24 protein-coding genes and 1 riboswitch are annotated in these 25,183 nt (G+C 72.3%); of the genes, 20 read left to right on the top strand and 4 right to left on the bottom strand.

Going from position 1 to position 25,183, the window contains the following annotated elements; translation table 11 throughout:
• Positions 1-3 precede the first annotated feature (3 nt).
• Together dxs and ACZ7KF_RS08220 are read left to right on the top strand one after the other, a co-directional pair.
• The gene (gene dxs, locus ACZ7KF_RS08225; RefSeq protein ID WP_471070286.1) at positions 4-1,902 is read left to right on the top strand and encodes a 1-deoxy-D-xylulose-5-phosphate synthase; all 1,899 of its coding nucleotides are present in this window, start codon (positions 4-6) and stop codon (positions 1,900-1,902) included.
• Positions 1,899-3,284, top strand: a complete 1,386-nt coding sequence (locus ACZ7KF_RS08220) for an aspartate aminotransferase family protein (protein ID WP_471070284.1) — start codon at positions 1,899-1,901, stop codon at positions 3,282-3,284. The genes dxs and ACZ7KF_RS08220 overlap by 4 nt, the downstream gene beginning before the upstream one ends.
• Positions 3,285-3,307: 23 nt before the next feature.
• Here the strand turns inward: ACZ7KF_RS08220 and ACZ7KF_RS08215 are convergent, their stop codons facing one another.
• Positions 3,308-3,598 (bottom strand): hypothetical protein, encoded by a 291-nt coding sequence (locus tag ACZ7KF_RS08215; RefSeq protein WP_471070282.1) that lies wholly within the window; start codon positions 3,596-3,598, stop codon positions 3,308-3,310.
• A gap of 149 nt (positions 3,599-3,747) precedes the next feature.
• Between ACZ7KF_RS08215 and ACZ7KF_RS08210 the strand changes: the two genes are divergently transcribed.
• The 3 genes from ACZ7KF_RS08210 to ACZ7KF_RS08200 are packed head-to-tail and all read left to right on the top strand — an operon-like array spanning position 3,748 to position 5,321.
• A complete protein-coding gene (locus ACZ7KF_RS08210) occupies positions 3,748-4,371 on the top strand; it encodes a helix-turn-helix domain-containing protein (protein ID WP_471070280.1) in 624 nt (207 codons plus the stop codon).
• A complete protein-coding gene (locus ACZ7KF_RS08205; RefSeq protein WP_225827797.1) occupies positions 4,368-4,490 on the top strand; it encodes a DUF6126 family protein in 123 nt (40 codons plus the stop codon). Before ACZ7KF_RS08210 ends, ACZ7KF_RS08205 begins: the two co-directional genes overlap by 4 nt.
• A gap of 30 nt (positions 4,491-4,520) precedes the next feature.
• The gene (locus ACZ7KF_RS08200; RefSeq protein ID WP_471070278.1) at positions 4,521-5,321 is read left to right on the top strand and encodes a hypothetical protein; all 801 of its coding nucleotides are present in this window, start codon (positions 4,521-4,523) and stop codon (positions 5,319-5,321) included.
• A gap of 111 nt (positions 5,322-5,432) precedes the next feature.
• On the opposite strand, the gene ACZ7KF_RS08195 is transcribed toward ACZ7KF_RS08200, so the two are convergent.
• Positions 5,433-6,230 (bottom strand): tyrosine-protein phosphatase, encoded by a 798-nt coding sequence (locus ACZ7KF_RS08195; protein ID WP_471070276.1) that lies wholly within the window; start codon positions 6,228-6,230, stop codon positions 5,433-5,435.
• Between the two features lie 170 nt (positions 6,231-6,400).
• Between ACZ7KF_RS08195 and ACZ7KF_RS08190 the strand changes: the two genes are divergently transcribed.
• The 3 genes from ACZ7KF_RS08190 (at position 6,401) to ACZ7KF_RS08180 (ending at position 10,906) form a co-directional block, all read left to right on the top strand.
• On the top strand, positions 6,401-8,473 hold the full coding sequence (locus ACZ7KF_RS08190; RefSeq protein WP_471070932.1) for an alpha-galactosidase: 2,073 nt from the start codon (positions 6,401-6,403) through the stop codon (positions 8,471-8,473).
• A 314-nt stretch (positions 8,474-8,787) separates the two neighbouring features.
• Positions 8,788-8,939: riboswitch (cyclic di-AMP (ydaO/yuaA leader) on the top strand.
• Positions 8,940-8,944: 5 nt separating this feature from the next.
• Positions 8,945-9,877 (top strand): M23 family metallopeptidase, encoded by a 933-nt coding sequence (locus tag ACZ7KF_RS08185; protein WP_471070274.1) that lies wholly within the window; start codon positions 8,945-8,947, stop codon positions 9,875-9,877.
• A 243-nt stretch (positions 9,878-10,120) separates the two neighbouring features.
• Positions 10,121-10,906 carry an SGNH/GDSL hydrolase family protein gene (locus ACZ7KF_RS08180; protein ID WP_471070929.1) on the top strand — a complete coding sequence of 262 codons (786 nt, stop codon included), beginning with the start codon at positions 10,121-10,123 and terminating at the stop codon, positions 10,904-10,906.
• A gap of 143 nt (positions 10,907-11,049) precedes the next feature.
• Here the strand turns inward: ACZ7KF_RS08180 and ACZ7KF_RS08175 are convergent, their stop codons facing one another.
• Both ACZ7KF_RS08175 and ACZ7KF_RS08170 read right to left on the bottom strand, forming a co-directional pair.
• The gene (locus ACZ7KF_RS08175) at positions 11,050-11,670 is read right to left on the bottom strand and encodes a TetR/AcrR family transcriptional regulator (protein ID WP_471070272.1); all 621 of its coding nucleotides are present in this window, start codon (positions 11,668-11,670) and stop codon (positions 11,050-11,052) included.
• A 47-nt stretch (positions 11,671-11,717) separates the two neighbouring features.
• Positions 11,718-12,896 (bottom strand): glutamate dehydrogenase, encoded by a 1,179-nt coding sequence (locus tag ACZ7KF_RS08170; RefSeq protein ID WP_471070270.1) that lies wholly within the window; start codon positions 12,894-12,896, stop codon positions 11,718-11,720.
• A gap of 180 nt (positions 12,897-13,076) precedes the next feature.
• Between ACZ7KF_RS08170 and ACZ7KF_RS08165 the strand changes: the two genes are divergently transcribed.
• From ACZ7KF_RS08165 to ACZ7KF_RS08110, 12 genes are all read left to right on the top strand, one after another.
• Positions 13,077-14,267 (top strand): MBL fold metallo-hydrolase, encoded by a 1,191-nt coding sequence (locus ACZ7KF_RS08165; protein WP_471070268.1) that lies wholly within the window; start codon positions 13,077-13,079, stop codon positions 14,265-14,267.
• Positions 14,268-14,372: 105 nt separating this feature from the next.
• A complete protein-coding gene (locus ACZ7KF_RS08160; protein ID WP_471070266.1) occupies positions 14,373-15,116 on the top strand; it encodes a TetR/AcrR family transcriptional regulator in 744 nt (247 codons plus the stop codon).
• A 150-nt stretch (positions 15,117-15,266) separates the two neighbouring features.
• The gene (locus tag ACZ7KF_RS08155; protein WP_471070264.1) at positions 15,267-15,575 is read left to right on the top strand and encodes a hypothetical protein; all 309 of its coding nucleotides are present in this window, start codon (positions 15,267-15,269) and stop codon (positions 15,573-15,575) included.
• An 18-nt stretch (positions 15,576-15,593) separates the two neighbouring features.
• Positions 15,594-16,667 carry a M14 family metallopeptidase gene (locus ACZ7KF_RS08150; RefSeq protein ID WP_471070263.1) on the top strand — a complete coding sequence of 358 codons (1,074 nt, stop codon included), beginning with the start codon at positions 15,594-15,596 and terminating at the stop codon, positions 16,665-16,667.
• Between the two features lie 521 nt (positions 16,668-17,188).
• Positions 17,189-19,609, top strand: a complete 2,421-nt coding sequence (locus ACZ7KF_RS08145; protein WP_471070261.1) for a sensor histidine kinase — start codon at positions 17,189-17,191, stop codon at positions 19,607-19,609.
• A 76-nt stretch (positions 19,610-19,685) separates the two neighbouring features.
• Positions 19,686-20,120 carry a roadblock/LC7 domain-containing protein gene (locus ACZ7KF_RS08140; RefSeq protein ID WP_471070259.1) on the top strand — a complete coding sequence of 145 codons (435 nt, stop codon included), beginning with the start codon at positions 19,686-19,688 and terminating at the stop codon, positions 20,118-20,120.
• Positions 20,121-20,122: 2 nt separating this feature from the next.
• Positions 20,123-20,494 (top strand): DUF742 domain-containing protein, encoded by a 372-nt coding sequence (locus ACZ7KF_RS08135; RefSeq protein WP_471070257.1) that lies wholly within the window; start codon positions 20,123-20,125, stop codon positions 20,492-20,494.
• Positions 20,472-21,071, top strand: a complete 600-nt coding sequence (locus tag ACZ7KF_RS08130) for a GTP-binding protein (protein ID WP_471070255.1) — start codon at positions 20,472-20,474, stop codon at positions 21,069-21,071. Before ACZ7KF_RS08135 ends, ACZ7KF_RS08130 begins: the two co-directional genes overlap by 23 nt.
• A gap of 61 nt (positions 21,072-21,132) precedes the next feature.
• Positions 21,133-21,708, top strand: a complete 576-nt coding sequence (locus tag ACZ7KF_RS08125; RefSeq protein ID WP_471070254.1) for a GAF domain-containing protein — start codon at positions 21,133-21,135, stop codon at positions 21,706-21,708.
• A gap of 241 nt (positions 21,709-21,949) precedes the next feature.
• Positions 21,950-22,978 carry an L-threonine 3-dehydrogenase gene (gene tdh / locus ACZ7KF_RS08120; protein WP_471070252.1) on the top strand — a complete coding sequence of 343 codons (1,029 nt, stop codon included), beginning with the start codon at positions 21,950-21,952 and terminating at the stop codon, positions 22,976-22,978.
• A gap of 36 nt (positions 22,979-23,014) precedes the next feature.
• Entirely contained in the window at positions 23,015-24,208 is a 1,194-nt protein-coding gene (locus ACZ7KF_RS08115) for a glycine C-acetyltransferase (protein WP_471070250.1), read from the top strand.
• Positions 24,209-24,239: 31 nt separating this feature from the next.
• Positions 24,240-25,142: a LysR family transcriptional regulator gene (locus ACZ7KF_RS08110; RefSeq protein ID WP_471070248.1), complete on the top strand. Its 903-nt coding sequence runs from the start codon at positions 24,240-24,242 to the stop codon at positions 25,140-25,142.
• The last annotated feature ends 41 nt before the right edge of the window (positions 25,143-25,183 follow it).

Genomic DNA, 25,183 nt, shown 5'->3' with positions numbered 1-25,183 from the left:
AGCGTGACCATTCTGGAGAACATCCGGGGACCACGCGACCTGAAGGCGCTGTCCGAGGCGGAACTCGGTGAGCTGTCCGAAGAGATACGCGAGTTCCTGGTGCACGCGGTGTCCCGCACCGGCGGTCACCTCGGACCCAACCTGGGGGTGGTGGAACTCTCTGTCGCCCTCCACCGGGTGTTCGAGTCCCCGGCCGACCGCATCCTGTGGGACACCGGCCACCAGAGCTACGTGCACAAGCTGCTGACCGGCCGCCAGGACTTCTCCAAGCTGCGCGGCAAGGGCGGCCTGTCCGGCTACCCCTCGCGCGAGGAGTCCGAGCACGACGTCATCGAGAACAGCCACGCCTCCACCGCGCTCGGCTGGGCCGACGGCCTGGCCAAGGCCCACCAGGTGCAGGGGGAGAAGGGCCATGTGGTCGCGGTCATCGGCGACGGCGCGCTGACCGGCGGCATGGCCTGGGAGGCGCTGAACAACATCGCGGCGGCCAGGGACCGGCCGCTGATCATCGTCGTCAACGACAACGAACGGTCGTACGCCCCCACCATCGGCGGCCTCGCCAACCATCTGTCCACCCTGCGCACCACCGACGGCTACGAGAGGGTGCTGGCCTGGGGAAAGGAGGTGCTGCAGCGCACCCCGGTCGTCGGCAGCACGCTCTACGAGTCCCTGCACGGCGCGAAGAAGGGCTTCAAGGACGCTTTCGCCCCGCAGGGCATGTTCGAGGACCTGGGACTGAAGTACCTCGGTCCGATCGACGGCCACGACATCGGTGCCGTCGAGTCGGCGCTGCGCCGCGCGAAGCGCTTCCACGGTCCCGTTCTGGTCCACTGCCTCACCGAGAAGGGCCGCGGCTACGAGCCCGCCCTCGCCCACGAGGAGGACCACTTCCACACCGTCGGAGTGATGGACCCGCTCACCTGCGAGCCGCTCGCCCCCTCCGGCGGGCCTTCGTGGACCTCGGTGTTCGGCGAGGAGATCGTGCGGATCGGGGAGGAGCGCGCGGACGTCGTGGCGATCACGGCGGCCATGCTGCACCCGGTGGGCCTGGGCGCGTTCGCCGAGCGCTTCCCGGACCGGGTGTGGGACGTGGGCATCGCCGAGCAGCACGCGGCCGTCTCCGCGGCCGGGCTCGCCACCGGCGGCCTGCACCCGGTCGTCGCCGTCTACGCCACCTTCCTCAACCGGGCCTTCGACCAGCTGCTGATGGATGTCGCCCTGCACCGCTGCGGGGTCACCTTCGTCCTGGACCGGGCCGGCGTCACCGGTACCGACGGTGCCTCCCACAACGGCATGTGGGACATGTCCGTCCTCCAGGTCGTCCCCGGCCTCAGGATCGCCGCCCCGCGCGACGCCGACCAGCTGCGTGCCCAGCTGCGCGAGGCCGTCGCCGTGGACGACGCGCCCACTCTGGTCCGGTTCCCGAAGGAGACCGTCGGCCCGCGGATCCCGGCGGTCGACCGCGTCGGCGGCATCGACGTCCTGCACCGCGCCGAACGCCCCGAGGTGCTGCTGGTGGCCGTCGGGGTGATGGCAGCGGTGTGCCTCCAGGCAGCCGAGCTGCTGGAGGCCCGCGGTATCGGCTGCACGGTGGTGGACCCGCGCTGGGTCAAGCCCGTCGACCCCGCGCTGCCCGGACTCGCGGTCCGGCACCGGCTGGTGGCCGTGGTCGAGGACAACAGCCGGGCGGCGGGTGTGGGTTCGGCCGTGGCGCTGGCCCTCGGCGACGCCGACGTGGACGTGCCGGTACGGCGGTTCGGCATTCCGGAGCAGTTCCTCGCGCACGCCAAGCGCGGCGAGGTGCTGGCCGACATCGGCCTCACGCCCGTGGAGATCGCCGGGCGGATCAGCGCGAGCCTGGCCGTCCAGGATGCCGGCGGCACAGCCAAGGAGAGTGAATGACCACCGAGTTCGACCTCGGCGCCCTGCTCGCCGAGCGCGGAGCCGAACGCTACGAGCTGCACGCGAAGCACCTGAACCCGCAGCTCCCGCGCATGCTGCACACCATCGGCTTCGACAAGGTCTACGAGCGCGCCGAGGGGGCGCACTTCTTCGACGCGGCCGGCAACGACTATCTGGACATGCTCGCGGGGTTCGGGGTGATGGGGCTCGGCCGTCATCACCCCGTGGTCCGCAAGGCGCTGCACGACGTCCTGGACCTGGACCTCGCCGATCTCACCCGCTTCGACTGCCAGCCGCTGCCGGGCCTGCTCGCCGAACGGCTCCTCGCGCAGAGCCCGCACCTGGACCGGGTGTTCTTCGGCAACAGCGGTACCGAAGCGGTCGAGACGGCCCTGAAATTCGCCCGGTACGCCACCGGCAGGCCGCGTGTCCTCTACTGCGACCACGCCTTCCACGGTCTGACCACGGGCTCCCTCTCGGTCAACGGGGAGAGCGGATTCCGTGACGGTTTCGCCCCGCTGCTGCCCGACACCGCCGTGCCCCTCGGCGATCTGGACGCCCTGGCCCGGGAGCTGAAGAAGGGCGACGTGGCCGCGCTGATCGTGGAGCCGATCCAGGGCAAGGGCGTGCACGAGGCCCCGCCCGGTCATCTACGTGCCGCGCAGGAGCTGCTGCACCGGCACAAGGCGCTGCTCATCGCCGACGAGGTGCAGACCGGCCTCGGCCGCACCGGCGACTTCTACGCCTACCAGCACGAGGACGGTGTCGAACCGGACCTGGTGTGCGTGGCCAAGGCCCTCTCCGGCGGCTATGTGCCCGTCGGCGCCACCCTCGGCAAGGAGTGGATCTTCAAGAAGGTCTACTCGTCCATGGACCGCGTCCTGGTGCACTCGGCGAGCTTCGGGTCCAACGCCCAGGCGATGGCGTGCGGCCTCGCCGTGCTGTCGGTCATGGAGAACGAGCAGATCGTCGCCGGCGTGCGCAGGACGGGCGAGCTGCTGAAGTCCCGGCTCACCGCGCTGATCGACAAGTACGAGCTGCTCGCCGACGTCCGCGGCCGGGGCCTGATGATCGGCATCGAGTTCGGCAAGCCGTCCTCACTGAAGCTGCGCAGCCGTTGGACCATGCTCCAGGCGGCGCGCAAGGGCCTGTTCGCCCAGATGGTCGTCGTACCGCTGCTGCAGAAGCACCGGATCCTCACCCAGGTCTCCGGCGACCACCTGGAAGTGATCAAGCTCATCCCGCCGCTGGTCCTGGACGAGGCCGATGTGGACCGGTTCGTGGACGCCTTCACCGCGGTGATGGACGACGCGCACAGCGGCGGCGGCCTGATGTGGGACTTCGGCAAGACCCTGATCAAGCAGGCGGTGGCCAACCGCTGAACGCGGGCCCTGAAGGAGCAGGCTCAGAGGGAGAAGGCGAGGACCAGGACGAAGGGGTAGGTCAGCCCGATCGTGCCCAGGACGGCTCCCGTCACGGCGGTCCACAGCCGGCCCACGCCACGGCGGGCGTGGTGGACGCCCATCAGCCCGAAGGTGACGGCGAGCCCTCCGGCGATGAGCATCACGGGCAGCAGGCCGAGCGTGAGCGTCGGCCACACGCCCGCCGCGGCCACGATGCCCAGGACGAGTGCGGTGGGACCGAGGGCGACGGCGGGTGTGTCGTCGGCTCGGCCGGGTGTCAGTGCGGCAGGCATGAGATCCCCCTATTTTTGAACGTGTTCAAACGTCGGGTCCGATCGTAGCAGGGGAGCGGCGGCCCCGGGCTTCCGTGCGGGAGGTGTCGGGGTTTTGCCTGAGAGGCAAGAAAATTGCCGCTGAGGCAAAAGTGGGGCTCAATGGAGGCATGAACGCCTCAGACGCCGAGCCGCCCACGGCTCCGGACGAGGGCCTGCCGGCCGTCGCGCCGCAGCTGCGCGCCCTGCGCCGGCGCGCCGGCCTCACGCTGGAGGCCGCGGCCCGTGCCGCCGGCCTCTCGCCGGCCCACCTCTCCCGCCTGGAGACCGGGCACCGCCAGCCGTCGCTGCCGATGCTGCTCGCGCTCGCCCGTGTCTACGGTACGACCGTCTCCGAGCTGCTGGGCGAGGCGGTGCCCGAACGGGATGCCATCGTGCGGTCCGCCGACATGGAGCCGACCCGGGCGGGCGGGTGGACGTACTTCCAGGCCGGGGCGTCCGGCCGGGGCATGCAGGCGCTGCGCGTGCGGGCGCCGTACGGCTCGCAGGGCGACATCGTGCGCGTGCACCCCGGCGAGGAGTGGCTCTACGTCCTCAAGGGGCGCCTCAGACTGCGGCTGGGCGACGCCGTGCACCTGCTCGCTCCCGGCGACAGCGCGCACTTCGACTCGCTCACCCCGCACCGCCTCGCCGCCGAGGACCAGGACGGCGTGGAGCTGCTGTTCGTCCACACCCTGCTGCAGAGTCCCACGGCCACGATGTGCCTGGGCCCGCTGACCGGAGAGCTGCCATGAGCAACTTCGAAGACAAGTTCCCCCGTTCCCTGTGGATCCGGCTGATCATCTACATCGCGCTCGGGCACGTCCTGGCCGCGTTCCTCTACCTGCTGTTCGCGGTGGGCGCCAAGGGCTGACCCGGCCGGGCGCCGTGACATCATGCGCGGATGCCCGAGAAGTCCGACCTGATCGCCGCCCGCTGGCCCCTCGCCGCGCCCTCCACGGCCGACTGGCTGCGTGAACTGGCCGGAGACGGCACCACCGGGTTCATGCCCCCGCCGCTGCCGGACGCGGTCTGGGTGCTCAACGCCATGTACGAGCACGAGCGGGTCGCCGCCGAGGTCACGTACGACGAGTACCACCGGGCCGGGGTGGCGGACGGCACCGCCGAACGGCACGTCGTCGGGAACCTCGACCTCACCGAGGCGGGGGTCACCACGGGAGGCGGCCTGGGGCGGGCCGAACACCCCGGGCCCGGCTGGCGGCGGCTGCGCTGGGCGGAACTCGCCGAACGGACCGGCGACGCGGTGGTCCCCGAGGGACTCCTGCCCTGCTTCCGGTGCTTCCCCTCGGTGAAGAAGGGCGGCAGCTGGCCGCTGCGGATCGCGCCGCCGACCGAGGGCAGCCTGGACCGCGAGACCTGGAACCGGCTGGTGGACCTCCTCGCCGAGCACAGTCCGGCGGGCCCGGACACCCCTTGCCTGGCCTACTACAACCCGCTGATGCTCCTCGACTTCGACCTCGAGAACACCCATGTGCGGACCGGCCGGCTCGGCGACGCGAAGATCCTCTACGACAATCCCGAGGTCGAGTTCAGCCCGTCCAACCTGTGGGCGGAGGACCGCTCCTGGCTCCTGGGCACCGACTACGACCTGTGGGCCACCAAGGTGGCCGGCCCCGCCCCGCTCGTCGAGGCCCTGCTCCGGGACCCGGAGATCGAGGCGGTCCGCCTGCCCTGGGCCCACTGACCCGCCCGGTTACCGGTGCCGGTCGGCTCCGCCGTGCGCCGCGGCCGGCCGGGACGGCCCCGAAGGCCGCGGGCGGCCCCGCACGGCGATGGGCTCCGGCGGCTCGCGGGGTCAGTCCAGCAGCCGTTCGCGCAGCCGCTCGCGGGACTCGGGGGAGAGGCCGAGGCCCTGGGCCAGGTAGGTCTCGACGCCGCCCCAGGTCTCCTCGATGCTCGAGAAGGCGGCCTCCAGGTACTCCGCGCGCGCGTCGAAGAGCGGGTCGAGCAGCTCCATCACCTCGGGGGTGTACGCGGTCTCCGCGCTGCCGCTGCGCCGGATCCGGTAGCGGCGGTGCTTGGCCTTGGACTCCAGATAGTCGGCGACGATCGCCTCGCGCTCGACGCCCACGGCGAGGAGGGTGACGGCTATCGAGATTCCCGCCCGGTCCTTGCCCGCCGCGCAGTGCATGAGCGCCGGGACGCTGTCGTCGGCGAGCGCGTGCAGCACGCGGGAGTGCTCGGCGGTGCGCTCCTTGACGATCGTCCGGTAGGAGGCGATCATCCGGGCCGCCCCCTTGCCGTCGTCGAGGATCGCGCGCAACTGGTCGAGGTCGCCGTCGCGGACCAGCCGCCAGAACTCGGCGCCGTCCGCCGGGTCGCTCAGCGGCAGGTTCACGTTCCGCACGCCGGGCAGCTCGACGTCGGGGCCCTCCAGCCTCTGGTCGGACACGTTGCGGAAGTCGAAGATCGTGTGCAGGCCCAGGGAGGAGAGGAAGGCCGCGTCCTGCTCGGTCGCGTGCGCGAGATGACCGCTGCGGAACAGCACTCCGTGGCGCACCCGCCGCCCGTCCACTGTGGGCAGTCCGCCCACGTCACGGAAATTGCGGACACCGGCCAGCTCCGGCTCGGTCGACGGGACCTGCTGCGTCACGGGGGCTCCTCCCGGTCGGTCCCGCCGGCGCGGCTCGTCGACGGGCGCTCCGTCGACCTTACGGCATCGATTTCCTCGGGCAATGAGTTGTCCACAGGCATTGTCAGCAGGTCCGCGGCCCTTGATGATGTTGGCACTTGAGCGGATCTGTTGGCACCTGTGAGGTCTCGATGGTGGACATCGCCGAAGACGGTCGTACCTGGCTCCTGTCGGGCCCCGGCAGCAGTTATGCCCTCCATCTCACCGCCGCGGACGAGCTGCTCCATCTGCACTGGGGACCGCGGATCGCGCTCGCCGACGCCGAGGCGCTCGCGGCCGGGCCGCTGCCCGGCTACTGGCCCTTCGAGTCCCCGCTCGACGGCCGCGAGGAGTACCCCGTCGAGGGCGGACCGCGCTTCGTCCGCCCCGCCCTGTCCGTCCGCACCGACCAGCGGCGCGGCACCGAGTGGCGCTTCGTGTCGTACCGGACGGAGGACGACGAGCTGCGGCTGCGCTTCGACGACGACGGCGTGGGGATCACGCTGCACTACCGGATGCGCGGCGACGTCGTCGAGCGCCGGGTGACCGTCGACAACGGCGGCGACACGCGGGTGGAGCTGCTGCGGGCCGACGCGGCCACCTGGACCCTGCCCGACCGCGAGGGCTGGCGGCTGTCCCAGCTGCACGGCCGCTGGGCCGCGGAGTCCCGGCTCACCACCGCCCCTCTCACCTACGGCGAGAAGATCATCGGCAGCCGCCGCGGTCACACCGGCCACCAGCACCTGCCCTGGGTCGCGCTCGACACGGATGCCACCGAGGAGCACGGCGAGGTCTACGGCTGCGCGCTCGGCTGGTCCGGCTCCTGGCGTATCGCGGTCGCGCAGCTCCCGGACGCGCGCGTGCAGATCACGGGCGGCGCCGGCTACGACGACTCGGGCCTGCTGCTCCTCGCCCCGGGGGAGTCGTACACCACCCCCGTCTTCGCGGGCCTGTGGAGCGACGGCGGCTTCGGCGGCGCGAGCCGCACCTGGCACGCCTACCAGCGCGCCCATGTCGTCCCGGACGCCGAGCGCGACCGGCCGGTGCTCTTCAACTCCTGGGAGGCGACGAACTTCGACATCTCCGAGGAGCAGCAGGCCGCCCTGGCCCGCCGGGCCGCCGAGATCGGGGTCGAGCTGTTCGTGGTGGACGACGGCTGGTTCGGCGCCCGCACCAGCGACCGTGCCGGCCTCGGCGACTGGACGCCCAACCCCGACCGCTTCCCGCACGGCCTGAAGCCCCTCGCCGACCGGGTGCACGGCCTGGGCATGCAGTTCGGCATCTGGGTCGAGCCCGAGATGGTCAACCCGGACAGCGACCTGTACCGCGCCCACCCCGACTGGGTGCAGTACCAGCCGGGGCGGAGGCGTACGGAGCTGCGCAACCAGCTGGTGCTCAACCTCGCCCGCGAGGACGTCCAGGAGTACCTGTGGGAGCGGCTCGACGCCCTGCTCTCCGGCGCCCCCGTCGACTACGTCAAATGGGACTTCAACCGCTGCTTCACCGACGCGGGCTGGCCGGGGGAGCCGTACCCGCAGCGCCTGTGGGTGGACCACGTCCGCGCCCTCTACGCCCTGCTGGACCGGCTGCGGGCCGCCCACCCCCGGGTGGCCTTCGAATCCTGCTCGGGCGGCGGCGGGCGGATCGACCTCGGCGTGCTCAGCCGCACCGACCAGGTGTGGACCTCCGACAACACCGATCCGCTCGACCGGCTGGCCATCCAGCACGGCTTCACCCAGATCCACCCCGCCCGGGTGATGGCCGCCTGGGTCACCGACAGCCCCAACACCCAGCTCAACGGCCGGGTCAGCTCGCTGCGCTTCCGGTTCGTCAGCGCCATGGCGGGCGTGCTGGGAGTCGGCGGCGACCTGACGGAGTGGACTGCCGAGGAGCTGGCCGAGGCCCGGCGGTGGGTGGAGCTGTACAAGGAGATCCGGCCGGTCGTGCAGCACGGCGAGCTGTACCGGCTGCGGCCCCCGGAAGGTGGTCTGAGCGCCGTCCAGTACGTCCGGGGAGAGGAGACGGTCGTCCTGGCCTGGCTCCAGGCGCAGAGCCACGGCGAGCCGGTACCGGCGGTGCGGCTGCGCGGACTCGACCCGACAGCGTCGTACGCATGCCACGAAACGGGCGAAGTGCATCGAGGCGCGGTGCTGCTGCACCACGGGCTGCGCACGCGGCTCAAGGGTGACCTGGACGCGACGGTTCTTCGCCTACGCCGTCTCTAGGTATTCTGTCCAGTTTGGTCAACTTCGTTGCGACTCGCCACGGAATGCGGGGCCTTGGTGGGCGGGCTGGTGAGGAGCGTCATATCCGTGACGGTGCGTCGCACGTCATGTCCACGTAATACCGGTGCGGAGCAGGCGAATCGAGGGGATGGTGGGCCTTGAAGGCACGCTAGGTGACCGTGTGTTCCCGTATTCGATCACCCGAAACGCGCATCACGGGAACCCGCTGCTTGTTTCCGTGCGTCCTGCTCGCTTACGTTCGCCACCATTCCGGACGGAACGCCGAATCCTGCCGCCGCCCGGAGTCCCCACACACGTGACCCGCGCCGGCAGGAGCGGGGGACCCACCAGGTACGACTGCCTGTCCGGTCTCCGCGACAGGCAAGGGGGTGCAGCCGTGCCGCGCACGGCCGGGCAACTCCAGCCCGAACCCGACAGCTGACCTCGCAGGCGCCGGAGAGGAATTGCGCCATGCCCGCCAAGGGTAAGCACCGACGCCCCAAGACCCCGCGTTTTTCCCGCTCCATGGCAGTCGCCGGCACCGGTGGCGCCGCCCTCGCCCTCCCGCTCCTCGGGGCCACCGGAGCGCACGCCGCCACCCCCGCGCAGTCCGTACCCGGAAAGGCCGTGCGCTCCCTTCCGGAGACGGTCGAGAAGAGCGCCGCGCGTGCGGACGCCGGCGCTCGCACCTACACCGTGCGCAGCGGCGACTGCCTCTCGAAGATCGCCGACGAGCAGCACGTCGGCGGCGGCTGGCAGCGGCTCTACGAGGACAACCGGCGGACCGTCGGTGCCGACCCGTCGCTCATCCACCCGGGCCTGAAGCTCACCCTCGGCGGGCAGGCCGCGCCGACCCGCGCCGAGACCCCCGCCCCCCGGCACGCCCCCGCGGCCACGGCGTCCCCCCGGCCGGCCGCCGCCCAGCCCTCGCGGGCCGCCGGGTCCGCCCCGGCCTCCCGGCCGTCCGGGTCCGGCAACGCGCAGACCGCCACCGCCGGTTACACCCTCCCGGTGACCGGTGCCACCCTCGGCACCGGCTACCACGTGGCCGGCAGCATGTGGTCCAGCGGCCACCACACCGGCGTCGACTTCGTCGTGCCGGCCGGCACCCCCCTGAAGGCCGTCGCCGCGGGCACGGTCGTCTCCGCCGGCTGGGGCGGCGCGTACGGCAACCAGGTCGTCATCAAGCTGAACGACGGCTACTACGCCCAGTACGCCCACCTGTCGCAGCTGTCCGTCTCGGCCGGCCAGAGCGTGACCGCGGGCCGGCAGATCGGCCTGTCGGGCGCCACCGGCAATGTGACCGGCCCGCACCTGCACTTCGAGATCCGCACCACGCCGGATTACGGCTCGGACCTGGACCCGGTCGCCTACCTCCGCTCCCACGGCGTCGCGGTCGGCTGACGCCCGGCCCGGCGGCACCCCCCCGCCTGACGCGCTGCCGAAGGCCGGACCCCGTCCCGGGGTCCGGCCTTCGGTGTGTCCGCGTGCAACAGCCTGGAGAGTGACCGTATTCCTGCATTGGCAAATTCTTTAAGAGTGTCTCATCTCACCGTTCGTCAACCCCCGCTTACGGTCGCGTAGGTCACATCCGAAGGTGAATCATGGTCCGACGTGGCAGACGATTCGAAGAATGACAACAGATCAGTGATCGGGTCGTACGTGGCGGTGGGGGACAGCTTCACCGAGGGCGTCGGCGATCCAGGACCCGACGGGGCGTTCGTGGGCTGGGCCGACCGGTTCGCGGTGCTGCTCGCCGACCGGTGCCCCGAGGGCGACTTCGAGTACACCAACCTCGCGGTGCGCGGGAAGCTGCTGGACCAGATCGTGGCCGACCAGCTCCCGCGGGCCGTCGACCTGGCTCCCGACCTCGTCTCCTTCTGTGCGGGCGGCAACGACATCATCCGCCCGGGCACCGACCCGGACGAGGTGGCCGAGCGCTTCGAAAGCGCCCTGACCCGGCTGACCGAGGCCGTCGGCACCGTGCTCGTGACGACCGGCTTCGACACCCGTGGCGTCCCCGTGCTCAAGCATCTGCGCGGCAAGATCGCCACCTACAACGGGCACGTCCGTGCCATCGCGGACCGGTACGGATGCCCCGTGCTCGACCTGTGGTCCCTGAAGTCCGTGCAGGACCGCAGGGCCTGGGACAGCGACCGGCTGCACCTCTCGCCCGAGGGGCACACGCGCGTAGCCCTGCGCGCCGGTCAGGCCCTCGGTCTGGACGTCCCCGCCGACCCGGAGCAGCCGTGGCCGCCGCTGCCGCCCCGGGGCACCCTGGAGGTCCGCCGCGACGACGTCCAGTGGGCGCGCGAATTCCTCGTCCCCTGGATCGGGCGCCGACTGCGCGGCGAATCCTCCGGCGACCATGTGACGGCGAAGGGCACGCTCTCCCCGAACGACATCAAGATGCGCATCGCCTCGGTGGCCTGACACGGCCCGCCGCACCCCGGACCCCGGACCCGCACAGGGCGGCCCGGGGAGCGGGGTGTGCGTGTGGCGGTCCGGGCACGGGGGCGTGTCCGGACGCCGCCCGCATGGGCATGTGGTCGTGGTCAGGGGCGGGCGGGGCGTGCTCACCGCTCTCGTTCGGTCAACGCCTTCCGGTCCAGGCCGAGTTCCCGGGCGAGGGCGTCGTCCACCCATTCCTGCGCCCGGGACCGCGCCACCCCGCCCGGGTACGAGGTCAGCTGCACCGCGAGGCCGTCCATCAGCGCGGTCAGCCGCAGCGCCGCGCCGGTCGGGTCCGCGCACGCGAACTCCCCGGCCGACACGCCCTCGGCGATGACCTCCGTGATCGCCGCCTTCCACTGCTTGTCCAGATCGCGGGTGACCTCCCGCAGGGCCGGCTCGCGCAGGGCCACGGCCCAGCCCTCGATCCACAGCCGCCAGCCCTTGGCCTGCCCGGTCGGCGCGTACCAGCGCACCGCGGACCGGAGCCGCCGCAACGCGGTGGTCCGCCGGCCCAGCAGCTTGCGCAGGTGCGCGAGGTCGTCCCGGGCCGCGTACGTGAAGGCGGCGGCCACCAGCTTCTCCTTCGTGGAGAAGTGGTACAGCACCAGCGCGTTGCTCACCCCGAGGGCCGCGGCCACGTCGGCGATCCTGACCGCCGCCACGCCCCGCGCCTCGATCTGCTCTATGGCTGCCCGCAGCAGCTCCTCCCGGCGCTCCGCCACGCTCAACCGCACTCTAGCCACGCGGTCACCCTAGCCGCAGACCCCGCACCGCCGAAGCCGTCGGCCCGTCAGCGGTACCAGCCGAAGCGTTCCGCGATCACCGGCAGCCGGTCGGTCACCAGGGCGTGCGCCGCCGCGCGCGGGGTCGTCCCGTCGGCCTCCGCACGGTCGAGCATCAGAGCGACCAGGGCGCGCATGGAGCGCCGCAGGTACGCGAACGCCTCGTCGGCGTCCGCGCCGATGTCGCCGAAGAGGGTCCACCACCACCACGCGTTCGTCCCGGAATTGACCACCACGTCCGGCAGCACCGTCACCCCGCGCGCCGTCAGCAACGCCTCCGCCTCGGGTACGACGGGCATGTTGGCGGCCTCCACGATCCAGCGCGCCCGGATCCGCTCCTGGTTCGTGCCGTCGACCGCGTACGACACGGCGGCCGGCACCAGCACCTCCGCCTCCGCGGACAGCCAGCCGTCCCCGGGCAGTTCGCGGTCGTCCGGGCGCAGCGCGCCGCGGTCCACGGTGCCGTAGCCGTCCCGCGCCGCCAGCAGCGCCTCGACGTCGAGCCCGGCCGGGTTGGCGATGGTCCCCTTGAGGTCGGCGACGGCCACCACCGTCAGGCCCGCGCGCGCGAGGAAACGTGCGCTGGCCCCGCCCATGGTGCCGAGCCCCTGCACGGCGACCCGGGTGCCCGCGTACGGCACCGCCGCCCGGTCCAGGGCCGCCAGCACCGACTCGGCGACCCCGCAGCCGCCGGCCAGCTCGTCCAGGCCGATTCCGTCCACCTCCACCGCGAAGGCGTCCGCGAGCCGCTTCCGGGCCGCCGACTCGTCGTCCAGCAGCGGGTACACCGCCTGGACGGAGGAGACCAGACCCGCCTCGGCCGCCGCGCGGTCCACCAGGTCCTGGCTGAGGCCCAGATCCTCGCCGGTGGCCCAGAGACTCTCGATGTACGGGCGCATGGCGCGCAGGTAGCGGACGAGGAGCCCGTACGCCCGCGGGTCCCGCGGATCGCAGTCGATGCCGCCCTTCGCGCCGCCGAGCGGGATGTAGCGGCCCTGGGGGTTGTAGTGCAGGGCCTCCTTCATCGTCATGCCCCGAGCGAGCCCCGCCACCTCCGCCAGTGTGCAGCCGGGCCGCATCCGCAGCCCCCCGCTGGCCACGCCGCGCACCAGCCGGTCCACGACCAGGAAGCCCTGGCGGCCGGTGACGTGGTCGGTCCAGACGAGCGACATCAGCGGGGCGGTCATGAGGTCTCCGGAGGAGCGACGACGGGTGCTACTGAACGATGGGTCAGTATCCGGAGCCGGTCAGGACGCTGTCAACGCACTGGACGGATCTTCGACGGCGGCGCGGTGCCCCCGCCGTGACCGGACTGTCGGAGGAGCCGACCATAATGGAGGGCCTCACCCACTTCACCGGGAGGTACCGTGACCGGTTTGCGTTCTGCGAGCTCCGGGCTCCGCGTGCTGCGGCCCGCAGCCTTCGGAGCGGACCCGGGTGGTGAGCGCCTGGCACGCATCCGCCGCTCGCCGCACTTCAAGGACGGTGTCTTCCAGAACCCGGGCGGCCCCGCGCGCACCCGCCCCTCCGGCTCCACCCTCGATCTCGCCAAGGTGTTCCTCGACAAGGACACCCGGCCGCTGCGCGCTCCCGAGGGCACCGTCCCGGTGCACCCCACGACCTTCGCCGACCTGGCCGAGCCGCCCGCCACCGGGCTGCGGCTGACCTGGATGGGCCACTCCAGCGTGCTCGCCGAGATCGACGGCCACCGGGTCCTGTTCGACCCCGTCTGGGGCGAGCGCTGCTCCCCGTTCCCCTTCGCCGGACCCAAGCGGCTGCACCCCGTGCCGCTGCCGCTGGCCGCGCTCGGACCGGTCGACGTCGTCGTCATCTCGCACGACCACTACGACCACCTGGACCTGCCCACCATCAAGGCGCTGGCCGGCACCGACACCCTGTTCGCCGTGCCGCTCGGCGTCGGCGCCCACCTCGAACACTGGGGCGTCTCCCCGGACCGGCTGCGCGAGCTGGACTGGCACGAGTCCACCCGGGTCGGCGGGCTCACCCTCACCGCCACCCCCGCCCGTCACTTCTGCGGCCGGGGCCTGCGCAACACCCAGCACACCCTGTGGGCGTCCTGGGTCGTCGCCGGCGAGGAGCACCGGATCTACCACAGCGGTGACACCGGCTACTTCGACGGCTTCCAGGACATCGGCGCCGCGCACGGCCCCTTCGACGCCACGATGATCCAGATCGGGGCGTACAGCGAGTTCTGGCCGGACATCCACATGACCCCCGAGGAAGGACTGCGCGCCCACCTCGACCTCCAGGGCGGAGCGCCGCACGGCGTCCTGCTGCCGATCCACTGGGGCACCTTCAACCTCGCCCCGCACCCCTGGGCCGAACCGGGGGAGTGGACCAAGGAGGCCGCCGAGGAGGCCGGGCAGGCCGTGGCCCTGCCGCAGCCGGGCGAGCCCTTCGAACCCGCCGGCAAGCTGCCGGCCGGGGCCTGGTGGCGCGGTGTGTCGGGGGACGTGCGGCGGACCTGGCGCTCGGTCGGGGCCTTCGTCGCGGAACCGCCCGCCCGCGGTACCGGCGGCCACGGCCGCAAGGGCTGAGTCCGGCGGACTCGTTCCGCGTGCGGACCGGAGTCGAGCCGCCCCGTTTCCGCGGATAAAACGTACGATTGTGAAGGAAATGTACGGTGTAGGCGGAGTGCGGTCATGGCAGAGCCCGGCAAACCGGATCGGCGACGGCGTCTCAGTCGCCCCGCGGTGCTCGCCGCGGCCGTGACCCTCGTGGACCGGGAGGGGCTGGCGGCCCTGACCATGCGCCGCCTCGCGGCCGACCTGGGCGTGGAGCCGATGGCCCTCTACCGGTACACCGACGGCAAGGAAGGGCTGCTCGACGGCCTGGTGGAGGCCTTCTTCGCCGAGGTCAACGAACGGCTGAGGACCTCGGTCGAACCGGCTCGCGCGGACGCGTCCGCCGCGTCCGCCGAACCGCCCTGGCGGACCGAACTGCGCCGCATCGCGCGGGCCTTCGCCGGTGCCGTGCACGCCCATCCCGAGGTGCTGGCCGTGGTGGCCGCCCGCCCGCTCGCCGTGCCCGTGGCCCGGCGGCCCGAGCCCTGGCTCCAGCTCACGGAGCACATGTTCGCCGTGCTGGCCCGCGCCGGATTCGACGACACCACCGCGCTGATGATCCACCGCACCTTCGTGTCCTGGACCCTCGGCTGCCTGCTCGTCGACAAGCGCCAGGTCGTCGACAACCCCGAGGAGCCCGACCCCATGCTGCGCCTCGGCCTGCACCGGCTGTCCGCCGCCGACTACCCACGGCTGCGGGCCCTGGTCCCGCACTTCACCGAGTACGACGACGAACGCGAACTCGCCGACGGCCTGGACAGCCTGCTCAGCCGTCTGCCCGAGGCGCCTCTTGACGCGTTCTACGGTCGCGGAGCACCCTGAGAGTACGACGTACACATCGCTCATAAAGGTGTGCACAGTCATACATCGCCCAGAGCGGTCGATCGGCCAGAAACTCCCTGTTTCTCCCCGCGCAGACTCGCGCCGCCGGGACGGCCCGAGGTGCCCCCGACGGCGCCGGAAGAAGCCGTCATGCCCAGCACCTATCAGCCCGTCCTGCGCGTGCGTGTCACCGCTCGGGATGTCGCAACCCTGCGCGCGCTGCTGCGCGACGCCCATCCCGACGTCGGCGGGCTCGCCCGCCGCGCCGACGACGGAACCTGCTCCATCGTGGCCTACGTCTCCCCCGACCAGGTCGAGGCGCTCGAACGCGACGGCGTGTCCGTCACCACGATCGAGGACGCCGCGGCCGAGGGCCGGGCCCGGCAGGCCGAGGTCGGCGCCGGCGACCGGTTCGCCCCCGCCGACGCGGTGCCCCACGGACTCGCCGACAAGATCTAGGACCCCGGAGAGGACGCCATGTCGTACCTGAACATCACCGAGGTCGAGTCCGCCGTGACCAGCCTGGCCACCGCCTTCCCGGGCACGAGCGAGCTGATCGACCTGCCCGAGCCCTCGGCCGAGGGCCGCGCCTGCCACGCCCTGCGGATCGGGGCCGTCCCGCCCGGCTCCAACGACTGCACCGTGCTGATCGGCGGCGTCCACGCCCGTGAATGGGGCAGCTGCGAGATACTGATCCACCTCGCCGCCGACCTGCTGGAGGCGCACGACGCCGGCACCGGTCTCCGCTACGGCGGAACCACCTTCACCGCCGACGACGTCCGCAGGATCCTGCTCGAACTGGACCTCGTCGTCTTCCCGCTGGTCAACCCTGACGGCCGGCGGTACAGCCAGACCGTCGAGCCGCTGTGGCGCAAGAACCGCAACCCGGCGCAGTCCGGCGGCGACCCCGGGCGCATCGGTGTCGACATCAACCGCAACTACGACTTCCTGTTCGACTTCGCCACCGCCTTCCACCCGTTGGCGGCGCCGCGTGTCTCGACGGATCCCGCAGACATCGTGTACCAGGGGCCCGCGCCCTTCTCCGAGCCCGAGACCCGCAACGTCCGCTGGCTGTTCGACACCTGGCCGCGCACCCGCTGGTTCGTCGACGTGCACAGCTTCTCCGAGGACATGCTGACCGTCTGGGGCGACGACGAGAACCAGTCCGACGACCGGCTCCAGAACTTCCTCAACCCCGCCTTCGACCACCTGCGCGGCCTCGGGGCGGACGTCTACGGGGAATTCCTCGCGAAGTCCGACGCCGACGACTCGGTCGTGCTCGCCGAACAGTTCTGCACGGCGGTGCACGGGGTACGCGGCCGCACCTACCGTCCGATGTCCGGCTATCAGCTGTACCCCACCAGCGGTACCAGCGACGACTACGCGTACTCCCGGCACATCGTCGACGAGCGGAAGGGCAAGATCCTCGGCTTCACCGTCGAATGGGGCGACGAGGCCGGCGGCTTCCACCCGCCGTGGACCGAGATGAAGCGCATCGTCCGGGACGTCGACGCCGGGCTCGTCCGGTTCTGCCTCGCGGCACTCGCCTGACGGCGGACGGAGAACCGCACGGGTCCCGCTGCCCCGCTCACCACCAGCCCATCGTCACGGAGCGTGCCCGCTATGGCCTGGGCCCGGACGGGTTCGGGACGGGTGTACGTCGTACATCTGCGCCGTAGGGCGCGTCGATGGCGGGCCGGGGTGCGTGCGGCAGCGGGGCTCGCGGTCGGTCGGTCCGAGGGGCCGGCGCGGGTCGACCGGCGGCTCGGTCCGTTTCTGACCGGTCGTGACCAGCGACGATCGCTCCTGTTGCGCTTCGATCGACTGTCGAGCGGTGGTCATCGGACTTTCGTACGACGCCTCATACCAGAGCGGGACGCTCCTCGGGGGACTTCGGCAACTGCCCCTCGCACATGATGCCCAGGCAACTACCGTGAGTGTCCGTCGGCGTGCGACCGGGTTCACGGGTCCCGCCGGCCGACGGCGTGATCGCGCATGCCCGCATCGACCCATGCCCGCAGCGCGCGCACCACACGAGGACACAGGCCCGACGGACCAGTACGAGGACGCAGATGTCTCAGCTCCGAGCACCGGACGCCCGCGCCGACCGCCGCGAGGGCGGCCGGCACGGGCGTCCGGTCGCCCGACCCGCTCCCGCACTGCCCGAAAGGCACATACGGCCCCAGCTCATGCGGCTCGCCGTGCTGCCGCCCCTCGCGGTCGCGCTCAGCGCCACCGCCGCGGTGCTGTTCAGCATCCGCTCCACCGGCGTACGCACCGGCCCCGTCCTGTGGGCCGTGCTCGCCGGAGCGGTCACGGTGACCGTCGCCGGCATCCTGATCGCCGCCGTGGCCGCCGACCGCGCCGCCCGCCTGGTCGCCGACCGCGTCGACGCGCTCCGCCGGACCGCCGCGCGCGGCGAGGCCGACCTGCACACCCTGGTCGACGCGCTGCGGCAGGGCGAGGCCCCGCCGCAGCGGAGCCCACGCCGCCGGCCCCCCGCGGACCCCGACGAATTCGAGCTGCTCGCCGCCGATCTGGCCCGCGCGCACGACGGCGCCGTCACCGCCGTCGTGCGGGCCGCCCAGCTCTCCAGTCAGACGGGCAGCGAACAGAAGCTGGAGGTGTTCGTCAATCTGGCGCGTCGGCTTCAGTCCCTCGTGCACCGGGAGATCTCGATCCTCGACGACCTGGAGAACGAGATCGAGGACCCCGACCTGCTCAAGGGCCTGTTCCACGTGGACCACCTGGCCACCCGTATCCGGCGGCACGCCGAGAACCTCGCCGTGCTGGGCGGCGCGGTCTCTCGCCGGCAGTGGAGCAACCCGGTCAGCATGACCGAGGTGCTGCGCTCGGCCATCGCCGAGGTCGAGCAGTACTCGCGGGTCAAGCTGGTGCCGCCCATCGACGGCGATCTGCGCGGACACGCCGTCGCCGACGTCATCCACCTGCTCGCCGAACTCATCGAGAACGCGACCGTGTTCTCCGCCCCCCACACCCAGGTGCTGCTGCGTGCCAACCTCGTCACCTCCGGGCTCGCCGTGGAGGTCGAGGACCGTGGACTCGGCATGCCCGTCGCCGAGCAGAACCGGATGAACGCCCTGCTCGCCGACCCCGACCAGGTCAACGTCGCCAGCCTGCTGGCCGACGGCCGCATCGGGCTCTACGTCGTCTCCCAGCTGGCCCGCAGACACGGCATCCATGTGCGGCTGCAGAGCAACATCTACGGCGGAGCCCAGGCCGTCCTCGTCGTCCCGCAGGCGCTGTTGGGGAACGCCCCGGTCTTGCCCGGGGAGGCCACCGGGGCTGCCGCACCCCAGCCGCAGCCGCAGCCGCAGCCGCGGTCTCAGGAACAGCCGCAGCCTCGGCATCCGGCGGACACCGGGGCATCGCAGCAGGTACGCCCGCCTGTGCCGACCGCGCACGAACCCGGGGGCCGACCGGGGGCCGTGATTCCCGCACAGGGCGGGCCCGCGGGCGAGACCGGGACCGGGAACGGCCCCACGTCCGGCGGCGGGAACGGTGCCGGGGCTGGGAACAGTGCCGGGACCGGGGGCGGACCCGGCAACGGCGCCGGGGCCGGCGGCGGACCTGGTGTCGGTGCCGGGAGCGGGGCCGAGGCCGGAGCGGGCGCCGGGGAGGCTCCGGCCACCGGGCGACGACGACACGCCCAGCGCGGATCCGGGCGGCGCGGGACCGAGCACGGCACGCGCGGACGGCACGGCGCCGCTCCCGCCCCGCTTCCCGTGCGCGGCGCCCATGAGGCACGGCCCACCCCCGCCGAGGCCGTGCCCGGGATCAGCGCCGAGGACCGGCCGGTGCTGGAGGCCCACGCGGGCTTTCCGCCCACCCCGCGCGTCGGCACGGTCCGCGGCACCATGGACAAGCCCCAACTGCCCCGCCGACGCGCTCAGGAACACATCGTTCCGCAACTGCGCGGTGGCCCGGCGCCCCGGCAGGAGACCGACACCGTCGCCGGCCACGACCCCGGTCTGATGGCCGCCTTCCAGCGCGGAATCGGACTCGCCGAGGCCCAGCAGAGCCTGGAGTCGGAGTACGAGATTCCGGCCCCCGGAGCACCGGCCCCCGGCGCACCGGCCCTCGGATCACCAGCCGCCGGAACGTCGCCCTCCGGAGCACCGCCCTCCGGAGCACCGGCCCCCGGCGCACCGGATCGCGGCACGCCGGCCTCCGGCACACCGGCTTTCGGGGCCTCGGAGGCCGGGGCGACGGCGTACGGGAGAACGTCGTACGAGCACCTGGGCTCGCCCCACACAGATGCCGCGCACACAGTCGCGGACCACATGGTCCCGACCGACACGGTCCCCGACCACACGGTCCCGGGCCACATGGCCCTCGACCACGTGGCCCCGGACCACACCGCCGGACACCACATGGCCCCGGCCCCCATACCCCAGGCGCACGCCCACGCGCCCGCATCCGAGGGCATCCGCGGCACCGGCCGGGCCGAGGGGAGCGCCCCGGCCGGATGACCACCGCCGCACCCGACGTCGTACCCCCACCCCCTGCGCTCCCGCAGATCTTCGTACCCCAAGGAGTCGATCCACCATGGCGAGCGATGCGCCGACCGTCCACGCATCCGACCTCGACTGGCTGCTGAGTGGCCTCGTGCAGCGTGTACCGCACACCTCCAGCGCGGTGCTCCTGTCCTGCGACGGACTGGTGAAGTCCGTGCACGGCCTGGACGCCGACAGCGCCGACCACATGGCGGCCCTGGCCTCCGGTCTGTACTCCCTCGGCCGCAGCGCGGGCGTCCGGTTCGGCGACGGCGGGGAGGTGCGCCAGGTCGTCGTCGAACTCGACGCGACCCTGCTCTTCGTCACCACGGCCGGCTCCGGCACCTGTCTCGCCGTGCTGGCCGGCCGCGAGGCCGACGCCGCCGTCCTCGGCTACGAGATGGCGATGCTGGTCAAGAGCGTCCGGCCGTACCTGGTGACCGCACCCCGGCAGCATGCCGTCGAACCCACGGCGACGAGGCCTTGAGCGTGGCCGCAGCCGGCGACGGGCCCTGGCTGGACGACGCGGCGGGGCGGCTGGTGCGCCCGTTCACGGTGAGCAACGGCCGCACCAAGCCGAGCATCGCCCTCGACCTGATGTCGCAGGTGATGGCCACCGGCGTCACCCCGCTCGGCTACCTCGGCCCCGAGCACGCGCAGGCACTCGACCTGTGCCGCGCGCCCGTCTCGGTCGCCGAAGTGGCCGCCCAGCTGAAACTGCCCGCAGTGGTCACCAAGGTGCTGCTCTCGGACCTGGTCGACTGCGGTGCGCTGACCACCAAGCCGCCCGTCCACCACCACACACCCACTGACCGGTCTCTGCTGGAGGCAGTGCTCGATGGACTACGACGACAGCTCTGACCCGTTCCCCACCGCGCTCAAGATCCTGGTCGCGGGCGGGTTCGGCGTCGGCAAGACGACCTTCGTGGGCGCGGTCAGCGAGATCGCGCCGCTCAGCACGGAGGAGCTGCTCACCACGGTCAGTGTCGGCACGGACAGTCTCGAAGGCGTCGAGAACAAGATGGAGACCACGGTCGCCATGGACTTCGGCCGGATCACCCTCGATCCGGAGCACGTGCTGTACCTGTTCGGCACACCGGGGCAGGAGCGGTTCTGGTTCATGTGGGACGAGCTGTCCGAGGGCGCGCTCGGTGCGGTGATCCTCGCCGACACCCGTCGTCTCCAGGACTGCTTCGCCGCCGTGGACTTCTTCGAGGAACGCGGGCTCGCCTTCGTCATCGCCGTCAACGAGTTCGACGGCGCCTACCGCTACGGCCCCGACGAGGTGCGGGCCGCCATCGACCTCGACCCGGAGGTCCCGGTGGTGCGCTGCGACGCCCGGATCTCCAGCTCCGGCGTCCAGACCCTGCTCACCCTGGTGCGCCATCTCCTCGCCCACGCCCCGGCGACCATGCCCAGCCATGGCGCCCACATGTGATCCCGCCCTACCGCCCACGGAGCCCCTATATGAGGTACGCCCACAGTGACGGAGCCCGGCCATGAGATACGAGCCGCCCCGGCCGGTCCGGGGTCTGCTGCTCACCCCCGAGGACAAGGAGGCCCCCGCCCGCGTCAACCGGCTGCGCCGGCTGGGTCTGGCGGACCGGCCCGCCCCCGCGCTCGACGCCTTCGCCGGCCACCTCGCCCAGCTCACCGGCGCGCTCTACGCCATGGTCAACTTCATCGGCGAGGACCACCAGTTCTTCGCGGGCCTGTGCGCCCCCGCCACCGCACCGGTCGTGCGGGACGACGGCACCAGGGCCGAGATCGGCCGGACACTGCCGCGCGAGCACGGGTTCTGCCCCCACGTGGTGGTCCGCCGTAAGGCACTGGTCCTGGAGGACGTCCGCGACTATCCGCGGTTCGCGGGCAATCCGGTCGTCGACGAGTACGGCATCCGCTCCTACCTCGGGGCTCCGCTCATCGACAGCTCCGGTATGGCGCTCGGCACCGTGTGTGCCGCCGACACAGCGCCCCGCGCCTGGGGCAGGCCGGGCCTGGAGACCATCAAGGCGCTCGCCGCCGAGCTGGTCGTACGCCTCGAACGGAGTATGGAGGACGGCTTGCCGCTCTGACGCGAGGCGTCGGCGAGGCGTGGTGTCCGGCACCGCGAGAGCCCTGGTGACGGGCCTGGACGGGGGCGGGGCGAGGGATCCGGCGGGCGGCGTGAAGGAAAGCTGTGGCGCCGGTTAAGAAAAGCTCGATGGACCGAGGCCCGCGCGTACGGCAGATTGCAGGGTGATTCCACCCCTCTGACCCGGTGCGGGCTCCTTCGGCATGCCCAAGGGCCGGGCCTCATCCACAGGAGCCGTAGCGTTGAAGGCGCTGGTCAAGGAGAAGGCGGAGCCGGGACTCCGGCTCACGGACGTCCCGGAGCCCGTGATCGGCCCCGGTGACGTACTGATCAAGGTCATGCGGACCGGTATCTGCGGCACCGACCTGCACATCCGTGCGTGGGACGGCTGGGCCCAGCAGACGATCCGCACACCGCTCGTGATCGGCCACGAGTTCGTCGGGCAGGTCGTCGAGGTCGGGCGGGACGTGGCGGACATCCGCATCGGCGACCGGGTCAGCGGTGAGGGCCACCTGGTGTGCGGCAAGTGCCGCAACTGCCTGGCCGGCCGCCGCCACCTGTGCCGGGCGACCGTGGGTCTCGGCGTCGGCCGGGACGGCGCGTTCGCCGAGTACGTCGCCCTGCCCGCGTCCAACGTCTGGGTGCACCGGGTCCCCGTCGACCTCGACGTCGCCGCGATCTTCGACCCGTTCGGCAACGCCGTGCACACCGCGCTCTCCTTCCCGCTCGTCGGCGAGGACGTCCTGATCACCGGTGCCGGCCCGATCGGCCTGATGGCCGCCGCCGTGGCCCGGCACGCGGGCGCCCGCCACGTCGTCGTCACCGACGTCAGCGAGGAGCGCCTGGAGCTGGCCCGCAAGATAGGGGTGAGCCTCGCCCTGAACGTCGCCGAGTCCAGCATCGCCGACGGGCAGCGCGAGCTGGGGCTGCGCGAGGGCTTCGACATCGGCCTGGAGATGTCCGGCCGCGCCGAGGCCATGCGGGACATGATCGCCAACATGACGCACGGCGGCCGGATCGCGATGCTCGGCCTGCCCGCCCAGGAGTTCCCGGTCGACTGGGCCCGGATCGTCACCTCGATGATCACCATCAAGGGCATCTACGGCCGCGAGATGTTCGAGACCTGGTACGCGATGTCGGTGCTGCTGGAGGGCGGCCTGGACCTGGCCCCCGTGATCACCGGCCGGTACGACTACCGCGACTTCGAGGCGGCCTTCGCCGACGCCGCGAGCGGCAAGGGCGGCAAGATCATCCTCGACTGGACCGCGTAACCCCCCTCCCCCCGCCAGCACCTTCAGGAGAGCCCCATGTTCGACACCGTCCGCGACGACCTGCGCGCCACCCTCGACGAGATCCGCGCCGCCGGCCTGCACAAGCCCGAGCGGGTCATCGGCACCCCGCAGTCCGCGACCGTGAACGTCACCGCCGGCGGCCGTCCCGGCGAGGTCCTCAACTTCTGCGCCAACAACTACCTCGGCCTCGCCGACCACCCCGAGGTGATCGCCGCCGCCCACGAGGCGCTCGACCGCTGGGGCTACGGCATGGCCTCCGTGCGCTTCATCTGCGGCACCCAGGAGGTCCACAAGGAGCTGGAGGCGCGGCTGTCGGCGTTCCTCGGCCAGGAGGACACGATCCTGTACTCCTCCTGCTTCGACGCCAACGGCGGTGTCTTCGAGACCCTGCTGGGCGAGGAGGACGCGGTGATCTCCGACGCCCTCAACCACGCCTCCATCATCGACGGCGTCCGCCTGTCCAAGGCCCGCCGCTTCCGCTACGCCAACCGCGACCTCGCGGACCTGGAGACCAAGCTCAAGGAGGCGTCCGACGCCCGGCGCCGGCTGATCGTCACCGACGGCGTCTTCTCCATGGACGGCTATGTCGCGCCGCTGGACGAGATCTGCGACCTCGCCGACCGCTACGACGCGATGGTCATGGTCGACGACTCGCACGCCGTCGGCTTCGTCGGTCCGACCGGCCGCGGCACCCCCGAGCTGCACGGCGTCATGGACCGCGTCGACATCATCACCGGCACCCTCGGCAAGGCCCTCGGCGGTGCCTCCGGCGGCTACGTCGCCGCCCGCGCCGAGATCGTCGCCCTGCTGCGCCAGCGCTCGCGCCCGTACCTGTTCTCCAACACCCTCGCCCCGGTGATCGCCGCCGCCTCCCTCAAGGTCCTCGACCTGCTGGAGTCCGCCGACGACCTGCGTGTGCGGCTCGCCGAGAACACCGCGCTGTTCCGTCGCCGGATGACGGCGGAGGGCTTCGACGTCCTCCCCGGCGACCACGCCATCGCCCCCGTCATGATCGGAGACGCGGCGAAGGCGGCCCGCATGGCCGAACTGCTGCTGGAGCGCGGGGTCTACGTGATCGGCTTCTCCTACCCGGTCGTCCCCCAGGGCCAGGCCCGTATCCGTGTCCAGCTGTCCGCCGCGCACTCCACGCAGGACGTCGACCGCGCGGTCGACGCCTTCGTCGCGGCACGCGCCGAGCTGGAGGCCTGACCAGGGCGGACGCCCTGGGATAATGGAGGACATGATCGAGGCACGGCGGCTCCACATCCTCCGTGCGGTGGCCGACCACCGCACGGTGACCGCGGCAGCCGCCGCCCTCTATCTGACCCCCTCGGCCGTCTCCCAGCAGCTGACGGCCCTGGAACAGGAGACCGGCCACCGGCTGGTCGACCGCAGCGCCAAGGGGGTACGGCTCACCCCGGCCGGTGAGATCCTGCTCGGCCACACCAACGCGGTCCTCGCCCAGCTGGAGCGCGCCGAGGCCGAATTGGCCGCCTACGGCTCGGGCGAGGCGGGCACGGTCACCGTGGCGGCCTTCGCGACCGGCATCGCCCAGGTCGTGGCCCCGGCGGTGGCCCGCCTCGCCGCCGCCGCGCCGGGCATAAGGATCCGTGTCCAGGACGCGGAGGGCGACGCCAGCCTGCCCATGGTCCTGGACCGGCAGGTCGACGTCGCGGTCGCCGTCGAGTACCGCGGCGCCCCGCCCGCCGACGACCCCCGCCTGACCCACGTCCCGCTCTACGCCGAGCCGTTCGACGCGGTCGTACCGCTGGGACACCGCCTTGCGGACGCCCCCGAGGTCCCGCTCGCCGAGCTGGCCAAGGACGCGTGGATCGGCCCCTATCCCGGCAATCCCTGCCACGACGTGGTGGTCCTCGCCTGCGAGAGCGCCGGCTTCCAGCCCCGCCTCGAACACTCATCCGACGACTTCCGCGCCGTCGTCGCCCTCGCCTCGGCCGACGCGGGCGTGGCCCTCGTGCCGCGCTCCGCGCTGCGCGGCATGGACCTCGCGGGCGTGATCGTCCGCCCGGTCGACGGCGTCGCCCCCACCCGCCGGGTCTTCGCCGCCGTCCGCCGGGGCGCCGAGGGGCACCCGCTGATCCGCCCGGTGCTCACGGCACTCGGCGAGGCGGCACAGGCGTGAGGCTTCCGTAACCCGGATGTCTCATATCCGGGATAGCGTCC

The sequence above is a fragment of the Streptomyces sp. NPDC038200 genome, from assembly GCF_055600785.1.
Note: the sequence above shows the minus strand (reverse complement) of the source record. Positions and strands in the feature narration are given on the sequence as shown.

Coding starts and splice junctions, on each gene's coding strand:
- ACZ7KF_RS08140 (WP_471070259.1), top strand. CDS start 19,686: ATGGCGAGCGATGCGCCGACCGTCCACGCATCCGACCTCGACTGGCTG.
- ACZ7KF_RS08125 (WP_471070254.1), top strand. CDS start 21,133: ATGAGATACGAGCCGCCCCGGCCGGTCCGGGGTCTGCTGCTCACCCCC.
- ACZ7KF_RS08205 (WP_225827797.1), top strand. CDS start 4,368: ATGAGCAACTTCGAAGACAAGTTCCCCCGTTCCCTGTGGATCCGGCTG.
- ACZ7KF_RS08150 (WP_471070263.1), top strand. CDS start 15,594: ATGTCGTACCTGAACATCACCGAGGTCGAGTCCGCCGTGACCAGCCTG.
- ACZ7KF_RS08215 (WP_471070282.1), bottom strand. CDS start 3,598: ATGCCTGCCGCACTGACACCCGGCCGAGCCGACGACACACCCGCCGTC.
- ACZ7KF_RS08145 (WP_471070261.1), top strand. CDS start 17,189: ATGTCTCAGCTCCGAGCACCGGACGCCCGCGCCGACCGCCGCGAGGGC.
- ACZ7KF_RS08170 (WP_471070270.1), bottom strand. CDS start 12,896: ATGACCGCCCCGCTGATGTCGCTCGTCTGGACCGACCACGTCACCGGC.
- ACZ7KF_RS08130 (WP_471070255.1), top strand. CDS start 20,472: ATGGACTACGACGACAGCTCTGACCCGTTCCCCACCGCGCTCAAGATC.
- ACZ7KF_RS08155 (WP_471070264.1), top strand. CDS start 15,267: ATGCCCAGCACCTATCAGCCCGTCCTGCGCGTGCGTGTCACCGCTCGG.
- ACZ7KF_RS08115 (WP_471070250.1), top strand. CDS start 23,015: ATGTTCGACACCGTCCGCGACGACCTGCGCGCCACCCTCGACGAGATC.
- ACZ7KF_RS08210 (WP_471070280.1), top strand. CDS start 3,748: ATGAACGCCTCAGACGCCGAGCCGCCCACGGCTCCGGACGAGGGCCTG.
- ACZ7KF_RS08220 (WP_471070284.1), top strand. CDS start 1,899: ATGACCACCGAGTTCGACCTCGGCGCCCTGCTCGCCGAGCGCGGAGCC.
- ACZ7KF_RS08185 (WP_471070274.1), top strand. CDS start 8,945: ATGCCCGCCAAGGGTAAGCACCGACGCCCCAAGACCCCGCGTTTTTCC.
- ACZ7KF_RS08110 (WP_471070248.1), top strand. CDS start 24,240: ATGATCGAGGCACGGCGGCTCCACATCCTCCGTGCGGTGGCCGACCAC.
- ACZ7KF_RS08200 (WP_471070278.1), top strand. CDS start 4,521: ATGCCCGAGAAGTCCGACCTGATCGCCGCCCGCTGGCCCCTCGCCGCG.
- ACZ7KF_RS08190 (WP_471070932.1), top strand. CDS start 6,401: ATGGTGGACATCGCCGAAGACGGTCGTACCTGGCTCCTGTCGGGCCCC.
- ACZ7KF_RS08160 (WP_471070266.1), top strand. CDS start 14,373: ATGGCAGAGCCCGGCAAACCGGATCGGCGACGGCGTCTCAGTCGCCCC.